Raw genomic sequence first — 13273 nt, 5'->3', positions numbered from 1 at the left:
TCTTTCCGGTGATCTTTGGTCCGATCCGGGCCCGATCGGCGACTCCTATGTGGAGGACATCCCGAACGAGCGGCACAAGAAGAACACCGGCGACGCCCGCGAGACCCCCGCCGCCCGGATCGCCGAACTGCTCACCGCGCTGGGCGTCGAGGTCCGCGCGGCCGACCCGCACGTCCTGACCGGCGTCCACCTCCCCGGCCAACGCGGCCCCTTCAACAGCGTCCCGCGCGTCACCGCCACCCCCGAGGAACTCGCCGCCGCCGACGCCGTCCTGCTCCTCGCCGACCACGACGCCTTCGACTACCCGACGGTCACCGAGCACGCCCGCTACGTCCTCGCCTGTCGCAACCGGGTGTCCGGCGCGCAGGTGGAGGTGCTGTAGCGGGGCGGTCAGGACGCGGCACGCAGACGGTCCAGCCGGAACTGCGCATCCTCGGTCGGCGTGACCGTGGTAAAGAGCACCTGGTAGAGCCCGTACGGGAGAACGATCTCCAGCGACTCGCCCGCTCCGGTCGCGCCGGGCAGCGCCAGGTCCATCAGGAGATACCGGCCGCCGAGCCGGACGGTGAACCCCTCATCCCACTCCCCGTCCGCCACAGCCTGCCGGACCGCGCCCGGAAGGAGTTCGTCGTCATCGGCGAAGACCTGCCGGGCGAAGGTCATGGTGTCGGCGAGGTAGCAGATCTGCAGCGGCTCACCGGCGAGGGTCAGCGCGTCCAGGCCGCCGATGCGCACCCGCCCCACCGCGTCCATGTCGACCTCGTCGGCCTCGGTGCCCTGCCAGGACCCCACCTGGGACGCCGGACAGAGGACGTACCGTCCGAAGTCGGTGTTCAGCCAGTCCGTCCGCGGACCTAGCCTCATGAGGACCTGGCCGTCTCAGGTGCGGCGACGGCCGACGGTACCCGGGAGGGTGTCGAGGGTGACGCCGTCGTCGATGATCACGATCTTGGGGATGATCGCGGTCTCCGCCTCGGTGGCGGCTGCGGGCACGGCGTCCTGCGGCGGCCGGCCGGCCGGGGCGGCCGGGGCGGCGGGGGCAGCGGCCGGCGGGGTCGGCGGGGTCGGCGGCGGGGTGGCCGGGCGGGGCGGGAGCGGGGGCTGAGCGGCGCCGGCGGCCTTGAGGGCGGTGCGCGGGTCGACCGGCGGGGCGGCGGCGACCGGCGGGGTGGCGACCGCCTGTGCGGCGACCGGTGCGGCGGCCTGCCGGGTGGCGTCGCGGAGCTCGGCGGGCAGGCGGAGCACCACGGTGGTCGGGGCGTCCTCGGGGAGCGGCTGCTCGGCGCTGGGCGGCAGCGGGACCTCGCCGGTGTCGGCCTCGGAGGGCGCGGCCGCCACGCCGGGCTCGGGCTGCTCGCCCGGCTCGATCATGCCGACCGCCTTGCCGGTGAGCGAGGCCAGCGTGCCCTTGATGTGGTCGAGGTGGGTCTGCACCGTCTCCAGGCGCTTGTCGAACGCCTCGCGCTCCGCGGTGGTGGCGGCGTTGATCTGCTCGGCCTCCCGGCGGGCCTGGTCGATCAGCTGGTCGGCCCGGGCCTGGGCCTCGGTGTCGATCTGCTTGATCACCCCGAGGACGGTCTCGCGGTACTGCTCGGCCTCCTTGAGGCGGCGCTCGGCGGCGGTCGAGATCTTGGCGTCCTCGGTCTGCGCGGCGGTCTCCTCGGCGGCGAACCGCTCGTCGGCCTCCCGGCGCAGCTCGGCCAGCTTGGCCTCGGCCCGCTCGCCGGCCTCGGCGGCGGCGACCCGGATCTTGGCGGCCTCCGCGGTGGCGCTGTCGCGGATGGTGCGGGCGTCCCGGTCGGCCTCGCCGCGCAGCTTCTCGGCCTCGGCGCGGGTGCGCTCCTCGGTACGGCGGGCGGCGGCGTCGGCCTCGGCGCGGGTGGCGGTGGCGTACTCGGCGGCGGCCTGCTGCCGGGCCTGGCCGGCCTGGTAGGTCTCGTCCCGGGTGTCCTCGGCGAACCGCTCGGCCTTCTCCCGGACCTGCCGGGCCTCGTTGTCGGCGATCGCCATCAGGTCGGCGGCCTGCTCGCTGAGCGTGGCGTAGTCGGGTTCGGGGGCTTCGGCGGCGGCCTGCCGGGCGGCGGCCAGGTCGGCTTCCAGGTCGCGCAGCCGGGCGCCCAGCATGCTGAGGCGGTGCCAGGCCTCGTCCCGCTGGGCGGTCAGCCCGGCGAGCGCGCGGTCGACCTGGTCGGGCGCGTACCCGCGTCGGGCAGCGGTAAAGCCGTACGACGGGATGGCGTCACTCATGTCCTACGTCCCCTCAGTGGCGGGCTGGCCGGGTCGGTCTCGGGTACCTGTCCTCTTGACCTATTTTGCGCAGATCATTTGGAAAGCCCAAGAAGCGACACCGCCGGCCGGAGCCGCACCCGAAGGTGCGGCTCCGGCCTCAGCCTGCCCGTTCACCCGAGCGGCTACAGCAGGCCGTCCCAGAACTGCTCCAGGAGGACCGCCCACCAGGTGTCCGGCGCCTGGAGGGCGGCCGGGTCGAGCGCGATCAGCTCGGCCTGGAAGTCGGTGGTCCAGCGCCCGGCCTGATCGGGGGTCAGGCCGTAGCGCAACGGCCACATCCGACCGAGCAGGGCGAGCGACCGGACGAACTCCGGCACACCGCTGTTGACGAAGCGCGGCGGCTCATTGGTTCCGTCCAGATCCACCGCGACCACCGCGGCTGTGCCGTACTGCACACAGAGCTGGCGCCCGTAGTCGTTGCCGAGCACCAGGTAACCGCCCGCCTCCGGGCCGACCGTGCGGCCGCGCTCGGCGGCCAGCTCGGCCAGCGTCGGGATCGGCCGGTTCTCCGGGGCGTGCGCCCAGAAGAACGGCCCGAAGTTGGTCGGCAGACCGGCCCAGACCAGGGTCTGCGCGACGATCTCCGGCACCCCCTGGCGGGAGACCGCCCGCTGCTCGTAGCGGAACACGGCCGGGCCGAAGAACTGCGCCAGCTCGGCGGCCAGCTGCTGCGGCGGTACCGGCGGGCGCGGCGGCACGGTGCCCGGCGCGGGCAGCGGGGCCCGCACCGGACGCGAGCGGCGCGGACCGCCGGCCAGCTGGTGCAGCTCGTCCAGGTGGTTGAGCAGGTGCGCCATGCCCGTCTGGCGGGCCGCCTGGTCACGGCCGTAACCGGCCGTGTGGGTGACCCGGACGTTCGGCCAGGAGGAGGTGATCAGCCGGTGGCAGTAGCCGCCGGGCAGGTCGCAGGACTCCAGCTCGGTGTGCAGCTCGAGCACCTGCTCGGCGGGCACGTTCAGCCGGCGCAGCTCCTGCAGGATCCGCCACTCCGGGTGCGGGGTGCCGGGCTCGCTGCGGTGCATCACCTTCTGCTCGGAGCCGTCGGGGGCCCGGTAGCTGAGCACCGCGAGGTAGCCGGGGCCGACCGTGGGCACGCCCGGCGGGACCGGCGCGCCCTGCGGCGGCAGGCCGGGGACCGGCGCGGCGGCACCGGGCACCGGCGCGCCGGGGAAGCCGGCCGGCGGCGCGGCCGACGCTGCGGCGGCCGGCGGCGCGGTCTGCGGGGCACCGGTCGGCCCGCCGGTCGGGGCCGGGAAGCCGTAGCCGCCGGGGCCCGGCGTGGCCAGCTGGGTCGCGGCCTGCGCGAGGCCGGGCGTACCCGGGCGCGCCGGCACCGCGGCCTTGCTGGTCGCGGCGTCCGCCAGATCGGCCGCGCCGGCGGCCGGCCCGGCGGGGCTCGCCGACGGCGTGGACGCGGCGGCACCGGCCGGCCGGCCGCCGAGCAGACCCGACGGCGGGGGCGGCGGCGGGGTCGAGGCGGAGCCTCGGCCGACGGCGGCGGCGTGGCTCTCCGGACCGCTGCCACCCGTGTGCAGCAGACCGCCGGGCGGCGGCGGGGGCGGCGCACTGGCCGCACCGCGACCCAGCCCACCGCCTGCGGCGGGCGGCGGGACGGAGGCGGCGGGCTGGCCGGGAGCGCCCCGCAGACCGGCGGGCGGCGGGGGCGGCGGGGTGCTCGCGGCACCACGGCCGAGCCCGACGCCGGCGGCGGGCGCCCCGTGACGGGGGGCACCAGGCAGACCCATCAGCCCGGGCGGGCCGTCGGAGGCGAGCATGGTCGGCGCGTACTCGACGGCGGGCGCGGGCGGGGCCTGCTCCGCGGCGGGAGCCGGGGCGGGGTCGGGGTCGGCGAGGCGGGGGCCGGGGCCGGGGAAGGCGCACCGGGCAGGCCCATCAGGCCGGGCGCGCCGTCCGAGGCGAGCATGGTCGGCGCATAGCCGCCCACGGGCGCCGCGGGCGGCTGCGCGGCGAGGGGCTGCACGGCTGGCGGCTGAGCCAGCGGGGGCTGCGCAAGAGGCGGCTGGGCAAGGGGCGGCTGGGCCAGCGGGGGCTGCGCGGCCGGCGGTGCGTCAGCGACCGGCGGAGCGTCGAACCGCTTGGTCGACACCGGCGGAGGCATCCGCACCGTGCGCGCCTCCGGCGGCGTGCTCGGTGCGATCTCCTCCTCGCCGTGCTCCGCCAGCTCCCAGCTGGGCGGCGGCGCGAGCATGGTCGGCGCGTCCCCGGCCGGCCGGTCGGAGACCGGCGGCGTGGTGAGCCGCGCGGGCACCGGCTCGTCCGCCACCGGAGTCGGCGCCGGAGCAGGAGCAGGCGCGGGAGTAGGCGCAGGCGCAGGCGTCGACGCGACCGCAGCAGCCGGCGCCTCCCCCAACCGCTCCGCCTCCGCCGCGATCGCCGCAGCGGCCGCGTCCTGCACCCACTGCGGCGGGCTGAGCAGGAAGGAGGTCGCCTCCACCGGCCCGGGCAGCGGCTTGGCCAGGTCGGAGGCCGTCCCGCTCACCGGCCGCCCGTACTGCTCCTGGTACCGGCGGACCACTTCGTTGACCGGCAGGGCCGGCCAGAGCGTGCTGGCCCCGGTGTCCCGGGCGATCACCAGCTTGGCCGCGCCGCCGTCCGAGGAGGGCCCACCGGCCCGGTCCTCGGCCCAGCAGACGAACCCCAGGTCGAACTCCCGCACCCGCACCTCGCGCTGCTGGAAGTGCGGCACCCCGCCGTTGATCCACTCCGTCGCCAGGTCCTGTGCCTGCGCGTACGTCACCATGCCCGGCCTGCCTTCACCTTCTGCGCCATCGCTGCTCGCCCCGTCCCTCAGACCATCGGCACGGCGCGTGCGAAGCCGCCGTCCACCATCAGCTCCGCCACCGTCTCCAGCTCCGGCGGGCTGCCGGCCAGTCGGAGCAGGAAGTCGTCGAAGCTGTCCCCACAGCGCAGCAGCAGCCGACGCACCCGGTCGCCCGGCTCCTCGGGGGCGCCGACGTCGCGGGCGTCGTCATAGAGGCAGAACCAGACCGAACCGAGTTCCTCGCCGCGCACCTTGAGGGCGAGGATGCCGCCCTGCACGTAGGCGATGCCGAGGTAGTCCTTGGTCAGGTGGTCGCGCAGGCACTTGTTGGCGTAGACCAGGTCCTCGACGCCGAACTCCTCGCTGAGCGTCAGGAACGGCTGGTCGAGCAGGAGTCCGAGCTCGGTGTCGAGCGCCACGCCCACCGGGCCGCGCCCACCGCCCAGCTTGAGGAACTCCCGGTACGGACCGGGCAGCCGGTAGCCGAGCCGCTCCTCGGCGGCCTGCACCAGGTCCTCGGAGACGCTGAGCGGGTCGGCGCCCTCCTTGGAGAGCGAGAAGTGCACTGCCTTGCGCTCCTGCAGCGGGCGGGTGCCGCGCCGGGAGTGGTCGGCGGCCGAGCTGGCCAGGCCGCCGTGGTGCCGCAGCAGGGCCTTGACCTCGACCGGGACCAGTTCCATCCGTCGCCAGCCGGGCGCCGCCCCGCCGACCGCGTGGTGCCAGGTCCAGCCGGCCGGGGTGGCCACGGCGGACTCCTGGTCGGCCCAGAGCGGGTGGCCCTGACTGTAGAGGGCGGCGTTGGCCGAGACGTAGTCGGTGAGCCGGAGCTCGTCCACTCCGAAGCCCTCGGGTGGGTCGGCGACCTCGGCGGCGGCCTTGGCGTACGGGCCGAAGTCGGGGTACCCGTGGGCGTCCACCTGGACCCCGTCGGGGTACTTGGCCGCCCGCACCGGGTCGGGAAAGTGGACCACCTGACCCGCGTATGCCGCATTGGGCGCGGCGGCGGTGCCGGGCCGACCTGTCGTCATCTGGAAGCCCCCATGGCTGAAGCCGGATTGTGCCGGCCACCAGGGTATGTGGTCGGGGGCTCCAGTGGTCCCCCCAGCCCGGGGTTCTCAGCGGCCCGAGGACGCGTCAGCGGCTCAGTGTGGTCGGCGGTAGCGATACTGACGAACTGTCAGTGCTCCGGCCGACACCCCCGGGTGATCGACTGTCCGAGCCGTTTGGCAGGCTGGCCCTGGAAACACGTTCTCACCGCCGAGACCGAAGGAGCAGCCGTGGACCTCGACCCGTCGATGCCGCCCCCGGCCCGCCCGCCGGTCGTGGCCGTGCCGCCGCCGCCGACCGCCCCGCTGCTGCGCCACCACCGGGACAGCCTGCTGCCCGCGGTGGCCGCCGCCCTGTCGCTGCGCGGCGGCGACGTGCACACCCTGGCCGGCCGCAAGGCCGACACCGAGCCGGTGCTGCACCCCCTGGTCGGCGAGTTCCTGGAGAAGCTGCCGGTGGAGCAGCGGGAGCGGTTCACCGGCCGCTGCCCGGAGGCCGTGCTGCTCTCCCAGTACCTGAGCACGGTGGACGCGGGCCGCTCCAAGCGCGCCGCGAAGAAGCCGTTCAGCCTGCACGAGGCCCGCAAGGCGCTGAAGGGCGCCAAGCTGACCACGGTGCGGATCCGCGAGCAGGACGACCCGGCACACGGCACCCACGCCCCGCCGTGCCGCTCCTGCGAGCCGCTGTTGGAGCACTTCACCGTGCAGAGCGTCGCGGTCGGCCCCCGCTCCTGAGCCCGGCCCACCGACTCACCGCTCCACCGACTCACCGCTCCACTGACCCACCGCTTCACCGCTCCACCGGCCCGAGGCCGCCACCGCTCGCGCCGTTCCTGTCCCCGACCCCGGAGTACCCCCTGAACCCGATCGCCGCACCCTCGTCCGGAGCCCTCCGCTCCCAGCCCCGGTTCTCCGCCGATGTCGCCGCCGCGCTCAAGCAGGCCGGCTGGCACCCCGGCCGCTGGGAGATCCGCCGTGCCGAGGAGTGGGCCGACCAGCTGCTCGCCCACCACGCCCCGGACGGGGTCCCGCACTCGGTCTTCCCGGCCGCCGTGGAGGCCTGGGCCGAGTTCGGCGGCCTCTCCTTCGAGCTGTCCGGCGGCGGCCGCGAGGTGGCCCGCACCCCGTTCCTGCTCGATCCGCTGCGCGGCCTGCACCTGCCGCGCACGCTGGCCGACCTGGGCCGGGCGCTGGATTCCCGGGTGGCGCCGCTCGGCGAGGAGCGGTACGGCCAGGCGCTGCTGGCGATCGACGAGGCGGGGCGGATCTACAGCCTGGACCACACCGGCGAGTGGTTCCTCGGCCATGACCTCGACCAGGCGGTCTCCACCCTGGTCCTGGGCACCCGGCCGGAACGCCTGCGCGCGATCACCGACCTGGTCTGAACCGGCCCGGTCTGAACCGACCTGGTCTGAACCGGCCCAGTCTGAACCGGCCCGGTCTGAGACGACCAGGACGACTATCTGAGACAACCAGTACGACTAGGACAGCCGGTCGTCGCGCAACGCGAGCCGGGACGGCAGCAGCGCCTCCACCCGGAACCCGCCGTCCTGCTCGGGCCCGGCCGCGAAGCTGCCGCCCAGGGCCCGGACCCGCTCCTCCATCCCGACCAGCCCGTTGCCCCCGCTCGGCAGCCGCACCTGCTCGCCGCCGCCCGGGCAGTCGTTCACCACCGCCACCCGCACCCCGTTGGGCACGAAGGCCAGCAGCACCGAGACCCTGGCTCCCCCGGCGTGCTTGTGCGCGTTGGTCAGGCCCTCCTGCACCACCCGGTAGGCGGTCTGCTCGGCGTCCCCGGTGTACGGCTGCCGGTCGCCGCTGACCGTGAAGCTGACCCGCATCCCGGCCGCCTTCGACTGGTCCACCAGCCGGGGCAGCTCGGCCAGCCCGTTGACCGCCTCGGCGGCCTCCTCGTTCATCCGCAGCACGCCGAGGATCTCGCGCAGCTCGTTCAGCGCCTGCCGCCCGGTCTCGGCCATCAGTTTGGCGCTCTGCGCGGCCCGGTCCGGGTCCCGGGCGACGATCCGCTCCAGCGCTCCGGCGTGCACCACCATCAGGCTGACCCGGTGCGCCACCACGTCGTGCATCTCCCGGGCGATCCGGGTGCGCTCCTCCAGCCGGGCCCGCCGGGCCCGCTCCCTGGCCCGCTCGGCCAGCAGGTCCAGCTCGGCCTCCAGGCCGTGCGCGCGGTCCTTGAGCGACTCGACCAGCCGGCGCTTGGCGCCCAGGTAGAGGCCGGTGACCACCGGCGGCACCGTCAGGCCGACCGAGACCAGCACCGCCACCAGCACGAAGACCCAGGTCGGCGGGAGCTGTTCGCCGGGCCGCGGCTCGATGGTGAGGAAGAGGAAGAGCATCATCGCGGTGGTCTCCAGGAAGACCACCGCGGAGAGCGCCACCACCCGGCCGCGGCGCAGCGGCCAGGCCCAGGTGGAGGCGAGCGTGTAGAGCGCGACCTCCAGCAGCAGGATCCCGAACAGCCCGGGCATCAGCAGCATCGAGACCAGCACCGGCACGGCCGGCCAGCGCCGCCGGACCAGCAGGCTGGCTCCGCCGACCGCGCCGACCACGGCGGCCAGCGTGGGCAGCGCACCCCCCAGGTGCAGCCGGCCCTCGGCCAGCGAGTAGCCGCCGACCGCGCACTCGAACGCGGCGAGTGCGGCCAGCATCATGTCCAGGGCCGCGCTGCGCCGCCGATCCCACCACCACAGCCCGCGGCCCTGCGCGCCCTCCCCAGGCGACAAGCTCATGGGGGCCAGCCTAAGTGAGAGGTGCACGTGAGCCCCACCGACTTCCCGGACCCGGCTCGCATCGTGGCGCCCGCCCGGCAACCTGACCAAGCCGTGTCCGCCATCCGGCCGGACCACGGACGGCGGGCCCCCGGCACCTATGCTGGTCGGGTCGGACAACGCGGTCCGCCGTCGCCGAACCCCACCACCCCAGGGAGCCAGCCGTGACCGCTTCGGTCCCCACCTCGGCCGACCACCCCAGCGAGCATGCCAGCAACGGGCAAGCTGTCGACTCGGACGCCGACAACGCCGCCCTGCGCGCCGACATCCGCCGCCTCGGCGACCTGCTCGGCGAGACGCTGGTCCGGCAGGAGGGCGCCGAGGTCCTGGGCCTGGTCGAACAGGTCCGCCTGCTGAGCCGCACCGACGGCGAGGCCACCGCCGAGCTGCTCGGCAACATCGACCTGGAGACCGCCGCCAAGCTGGTGCGCGCCTTCTCCACCTACTTCCACCTGGCCAACGTCACCGAACAGGTGCACCGCGGTCGCGAGTTCGCGGCCCGCCGGGCCCGTGAGGGTTCGCTGCTCGCGCTGACCGCCGACCAGCTGGCCGACGCCGACCCCAAGCACCTGGCCGACACCCTGGCCCACCTGGCGGTCCGTCCGGTCTTCACCGCGCACCCCACCGAGGCGGCCCGCCGCAGTGTGCTGAACAAGCTGCGCCGGATCGGCGAGCTGCTCGAGCGGATCCACCGCGAGCACGCGGCCGCCGGCATCTCGCCCACCGACCTGGCCCGGCAGACCTCCGCCAAGCGCTCGGCCGACCGCCGCCTCGCCGAGGTGATCGACCTGCTCTGGCAGACCGACGAGCTGCGGATCGCCCGTCCCGAGCCCACCGACGAGGCCCGCAACGCCGTCTACTACCTGGACGAGCTCTACCGCGAGGCCGTCCCGGAGGTGCTGGAGGAGCTGCACGAGGAGCTGGCCCGGGTCGGCGTCACCATCCCCGACGGCGTCCGCCCGCTGACCTTCGGCACCTGGATCGGCGGCGACCGGGACGGCAACCCCAACGTCACCCCGCAGGTCACCTGGGACGTGCTCAACCTGCAGCACGAGTACGGCATCAAGGACGCCCTGGCGGCCGTGGACGACCTGCGCAACTCGCTCTCCACCTCGGTCCGGCTGGCCGGCGCGAGCGAGGAGCTGCTGGCCTCGCTGGACGCCGACCTCACGGTGCTGCCCGAGCTGAGCCCGCGCTACAAGCGGATGAACGCCGAGGAGCCCTACCGGCTCAAGGCCACCTGCGTGCGGCTCAAGCTGGAGAACACCCGTGACCGGCTGGCCGCCGGCACCGCGCACCAGGACGGCCGCGACTACCTGGGCACCCGCGAGCTGATCGCCGACCTGCGGCTGATCCAGGACTCGCTGCGCGCCCACCGCGGCGAGCTGATCGCCGACGGCCGGCTCGCCCGGGCGATCAACACCATCGAGGCGTTCGGCCTGCAGCTGGCCACCATGGACGTGCGCGAGCACGCCGACGCCCACCACCACGCGCTCGGCCAGCTCTTCGACCGGCTCGGCGAGGAGGCCTGGCGCTACAACGACATGCCGCGCGAGTACCGCCAGCGGCTGCTCGCCAAGGAGCTGCGCTCGCGCCGCCCGCTGGCCCCCACCCCGGCCCCGCTGGATGCGGCCGGCACCAAGACCCTGGGCGTCTTCACCACCATCCGCGAGGGCTTCGAGCGGTTCGGCGACGAGATCGTGGAGAGCTACATCATCTCCATGTGCCAGGGCGCCGACGACGTCTTCGCGGCCGCCGTGCTGGCCCGCGAGGCCGGTCTGATCGACCTGCACGCCGGGGTGGCCCGGATCGGCATCGTGCCGCTGCTGGAGACCACCGACGAGCTGCAGCAGGCCGACCGGATCCTGGAGGAGATGCTCTCCGACCCCTCCTACCGGCTGCTGGTCTCGCTGCGCGGGGACGTCCAGGAGGTCATGCTCGGCTACTCCGACTCCTCCAAGTTCGGCGGCATCACCACCTCGCAGTGGGAGATCCACCGGGCCCAGCGCCGACTGCGCGACGTGGCCCACCGCTACGGCATCCGGCTGCGCCTGTTCCACGGCCGCGGCGGCACCGTGGGCCGCGGCGGCGGCCCCTCGCACGAGGCGATCCTGGCCCAGCCCTGGGGCACCCTGGAGGGCGAGATCAAGGTCACCGAGCAGGGCGAGGTGATCTCCGACAAGTACCTGCTGCCCTCGCTGGCCCGGGAGAACCTGGAGCTCACCCTCTCCGCCACGCTGGCCGCCTCGGCGCTGCACACCGCCCCGCGCCAGGCCCCGGAGGAGCTGGCCCGCTGGGACGCCTGCATGGACCAGGTCTCGGAGGCCGCGCACACCGCCTACCGCGCCCTGGTGGAGCAGGAGGACCTGCCGAAGTACTTCTTCGCCGCCACCCCGGTCGACCAGCTCGCCTCGCTGCACCTGGGCTCGCGCCCGTCCCGCCGCCCGGACTCCGGTGCGGGCCTGGACGGCCTGCGGGCCATCCCGTGGGTCTTCGGCTGGACCCAGTCCCGCCAGATCGTCCCCGGCTGGTACGGCGTCGGCTCCGGCCTGGCGGCGGCCCGCGAGGCCGGTCTCGGCGACGTGCTGCCGCAGATGTACGAGAAGTGGCACTTCTTCCGCAACTTCCTGTCCAACGTCGCCATGACGCTGGCCAAGACGGACCTGCGGATCGCCCGCCACTACGTCGAGCAGCTGGTCCCGGCCGAGCTGCACCACATCTTCGACCAGATCACCGCCGAGCACGACCTGACCCTGCGTGAGGTGCTGCGGCTGACCGGCGAGAGCGAGCTGCTGGAGCACAACCCGGTGCTCAAGCAGACCTTCACCGTCCGCGACGCCTACCTGGACCCGATCTCCTACCTCCAGGTGGCCCTGCTGCGCCGTCAGCGCGAGCTGGTCGCCCAGGGCCGCCCTGAGGACCCGCTGCGGGCCCGCGCGCTGCTGCTGACCGTGAACGGCATCGCCGCCGGCCTGCGCAACACCGGCTGACGGATCGTCACGACGGCGCCCCCGTCCCTCCGCCGGAGGGGCGGGGGCGCCGTCGTCACCGGTACGAGGAGTACGCCGCGCCCTGGACCACGCTCGCCACCACCGGCCCGTAGCGGGCGACCAGTTCGGCGCGCAGGGCATCGGGATCCGTGACCGCGACCTCGACGCCGCTGCCGTCGGGCAGCGCAGCGGTGGACCTGATGAGCACCCCCTTCTGGCGCCAGTACTGGTCACCGATGATCCGGTCGGCCGCCTCGGCCAGCTTGACGTGCGAGTACTTCGCGTCGACGAACCGCAGCGTGACTCCGGGCCGGCCGGCGGCGCCGCGCACCACCTTGTCGAAGTCGCTGCCGCGCACCCGGTAGACGTAGACCGTGTGGCGCGGGTGGTCGATGCAGACTCCGCTGTAGACGTTCAGGTAGGCGCTGCCCTCGCCGAACTGCTCGGCCGCACCGGCGGCCCCCTCGACGTCCGGCCCCTGATCGGCTGCCGTGGCGCTCCCGGTCGGCGCCGGAACGGGTGGCGGGGCGCCGGTGCAACGCAACGGGTCCCGGGTCCCGGCCCCGCCGGCCGGCCCCTGCTCGAACCCTGGGATGCCGAACTGGCCGACCGCCACGGCCGCGCACACCGCGACCGCCGCGGCGGCCATCCGCACCGCACGGCGGCGCCGCTGCCGGCGCGCGCCCAGCCGGCGCAGCTCGCCCAGCGGCGGCTCGGTCGGCCGGACCTGGCCGGCGGCCCCGGTCAGCAGCTCGGTCAGCTCGGCCTCGAAGAGGTCCTCAGACGTCATGCTCCACCTCCGCCCGCTGATCGGCCAGGCTGATCCGCAACGTCCGCAGGGCCCGGGCCAGATGGGTCTTGGCGGTCGCCTGGGAGCAGCCCAGTTCCTCGGCCACCTGAGCCGTCGACAGGTCCAGGTAGTAGCGGAGCACCACGGCCGCGCGCTGTCGCGGCGGCAGCGCGCGCAGCGCAACAGTGACGGCCGGCTCCGGGACGGCGGCCGGCTCCCCGGGTGCGGGGAGCTCGGGTGGCAGGGCGGTCAGCGTCTCCCGTCGCCGTCGGCGCCACCTCGACACGTGCGCGCGCACCATGGTGCGGCGGACATAGCTCTCGGTCGCGCTCGGCTCCCTGATCGAGCCGCGGCGCGGGTACACCTGGGCGAGCGCGTCGTGCAGCAGGTCCTTGGCGTCGTGCGGGTCCGCGGTGATCAGATTGGCCGCCCGCAACAGCGAGGCGTAACGGGCGGCGACGAAGGTGTCGAACGGATCGCCGTCCGGTTCGACCTGTCTCTGCCTCAAGCGGCCACCCCCGGTTCGTCCTGTCGGTCATGCTCCCTGGACGCGCGGGCGGGGTGGAACGGATGACACGGGAGACGGA

The 13273-nt window shown here is 74.8% G+C and carries 12 protein-coding genes; 4 read left to right on the top strand and 8 right to left on the bottom strand.

What is annotated here, in order from left to right; genetic code table 11:
- The first annotated feature begins 49 nt into the window (after positions 1–49).
- Positions 50–382, top strand: a complete 333-nt coding sequence (locus BR98_RS41465) for a UDP binding domain-containing protein (RefSeq protein ID WP_035846780.1) — start codon at positions 50–52, stop codon at positions 380–382.
- An 8-nt stretch (positions 383–390) separates the two neighbouring features.
- Here BR98_RS41465 and BR98_RS20860 read toward each other — a convergent pair whose 3' ends face one another.
- The 5 genes from BR98_RS20860 to BR98_RS20840 form a co-directional block, all read right to left on the bottom strand.
- Positions 391–864, bottom strand: a complete 474-nt coding sequence (locus BR98_RS20860; protein WP_035846777.1) for an Imm21 family immunity protein — start codon at positions 862–864, stop codon at positions 391–393.
- Between the two features lie 15 nt (positions 865–879).
- A complete protein-coding gene (locus tag BR98_RS20855) occupies positions 880–2247 on the bottom strand; it encodes a hypothetical protein (RefSeq protein WP_035846774.1) in 1368 nt (455 codons plus the stop codon).
- A 164-nt stretch (positions 2248–2411) separates the two neighbouring features.
- A complete protein-coding gene (locus BR98_RS42355) occupies positions 2412–4064 on the bottom strand; it encodes an SUKH-4 family immunity protein (RefSeq protein WP_051969997.1) in 1653 nt (550 codons plus the stop codon).
- A complete protein-coding gene (locus BR98_RS42350) occupies positions 4034–5050 on the bottom strand; it encodes a hypothetical protein (RefSeq protein ID WP_051969996.1) in 1017 nt (338 codons plus the stop codon). The genes BR98_RS42355 and BR98_RS42350 overlap by 31 nt, the downstream gene beginning before the upstream one ends.
- Before the next feature lie 47 nt (positions 5051–5097).
- Positions 5098–6099: an SMI1/KNR4 family protein gene (locus tag BR98_RS20840; RefSeq protein WP_035846772.1), complete on the bottom strand. Its 1002-nt coding sequence runs from the start codon at positions 6097–6099 to the stop codon at positions 5098–5100.
- A gap of 267 nt (positions 6100–6366) precedes the next feature.
- On the opposite strand from BR98_RS20840, the gene BR98_RS20835 reads away from it, so the two are divergent.
- Positions 6367–6852, top strand: coding sequence for a YwqJ-related putative deaminase (locus BR98_RS20835; RefSeq protein WP_083977542.1), 486 nt, complete (start codon positions 6367–6369; stop codon positions 6850–6852).
- Between the two features lie 122 nt (positions 6853–6974).
- Positions 6975–7502 (top strand): SUKH-3 domain-containing protein, encoded by a 528-nt coding sequence (locus BR98_RS20830; RefSeq protein WP_035853237.1) that lies wholly within the window; start codon positions 6975–6977, stop codon positions 7500–7502.
- A 96-nt stretch (positions 7503–7598) separates the two neighbouring features.
- Here the strand turns inward: BR98_RS20830 and BR98_RS20825 are convergent, their stop codons facing one another.
- Positions 7599–8867: a sensor histidine kinase gene (locus tag BR98_RS20825; RefSeq protein WP_035846770.1), complete on the bottom strand. Its 1269-nt coding sequence runs from the start codon at positions 8865–8867 to the stop codon at positions 7599–7601.
- 203 nt (positions 8868–9070) lie between these two features.
- On the opposite strand from BR98_RS20825, the gene ppc reads away from it, so the two are divergent.
- A complete protein-coding gene (ppc, locus tag BR98_RS20820) occupies positions 9071–11896 on the top strand; it encodes a phosphoenolpyruvate carboxylase (protein WP_083976782.1) in 2826 nt (941 codons plus the stop codon).
- A gap of 55 nt (positions 11897–11951) precedes the next feature.
- Here the strand turns inward: ppc and BR98_RS36500 are convergent, their stop codons facing one another.
- Both BR98_RS36500 and BR98_RS20810 read right to left on the bottom strand, forming a co-directional pair.
- On the bottom strand, positions 11952–12686 hold the full coding sequence (locus BR98_RS36500) for a hypothetical protein (RefSeq protein ID WP_051969994.1): 735 nt from the start codon (positions 12684–12686) through the stop codon (positions 11952–11954).
- Entirely contained in the window at positions 12676–13194 is a 519-nt protein-coding gene (locus BR98_RS20810) for a SigE family RNA polymerase sigma factor (RefSeq protein WP_035846764.1), read from the bottom strand. Before BR98_RS20810 ends, BR98_RS36500 begins: the two co-directional genes overlap by 11 nt.
- Positions 13195–13273 lie beyond the last annotated feature (79 nt).

Source organism: Kitasatospora azatica KCTC 9699, from assembly GCF_000744785.1.
Lineage (GTDB): Bacteria > Actinomycetota > Actinomycetes > Streptomycetales > Streptomycetaceae > Kitasatospora > Kitasatospora azatica.
Note: the sequence above shows the minus strand (reverse complement) of the source record. Positions and strands in the feature narration are given on the sequence as shown.

Bases quoted from the DNA above. Each gene is read 5' to 3' on its own strand.
- BR98_RS20835 (WP_083977542.1), top strand. From the start codon at position 6,367: ATGCCGCCCCCGGCCCGCCCGCCGGTCGTGGCCGTGCCGCCGCCGCCG.
- BR98_RS20840 (WP_035846772.1), bottom strand. From the start codon at position 6,099: ATGACGACAGGTCGGCCCGGCACCGCCGCCGCGCCCAATGCGGCATAC.
- BR98_RS20825 (WP_035846770.1), bottom strand. From the start codon at position 8,867: ATGAGCTTGTCGCCTGGGGAGGGCGCGCAGGGCCGCGGGCTGTGGTGG.
- BR98_RS42355 (WP_051969997.1), bottom strand. From the start codon at position 4,064: ATGCTCGCCTCCGACGGCCCGCCCGGGCTGATGGGTCTGCCTGGTGCC.
- BR98_RS20860 (WP_035846777.1), bottom strand. From the start codon at position 864: ATGAGGCTAGGTCCGCGGACGGACTGGCTGAACACCGACTTCGGACGG.
- BR98_RS20855 (WP_035846774.1), bottom strand. From the start codon at position 2,247: ATGAGTGACGCCATCCCGTCGTACGGCTTTACCGCTGCCCGACGCGGG.
- BR98_RS36500 (WP_051969994.1), bottom strand. From the start codon at position 12,686: ATGACGTCTGAGGACCTCTTCGAGGCCGAGCTGACCGAGCTGCTGACC.
- BR98_RS42350 (WP_051969996.1), bottom strand. From the start codon at position 5,050: ATGGTGACGTACGCGCAGGCACAGGACCTGGCGACGGAGTGGATCAAC.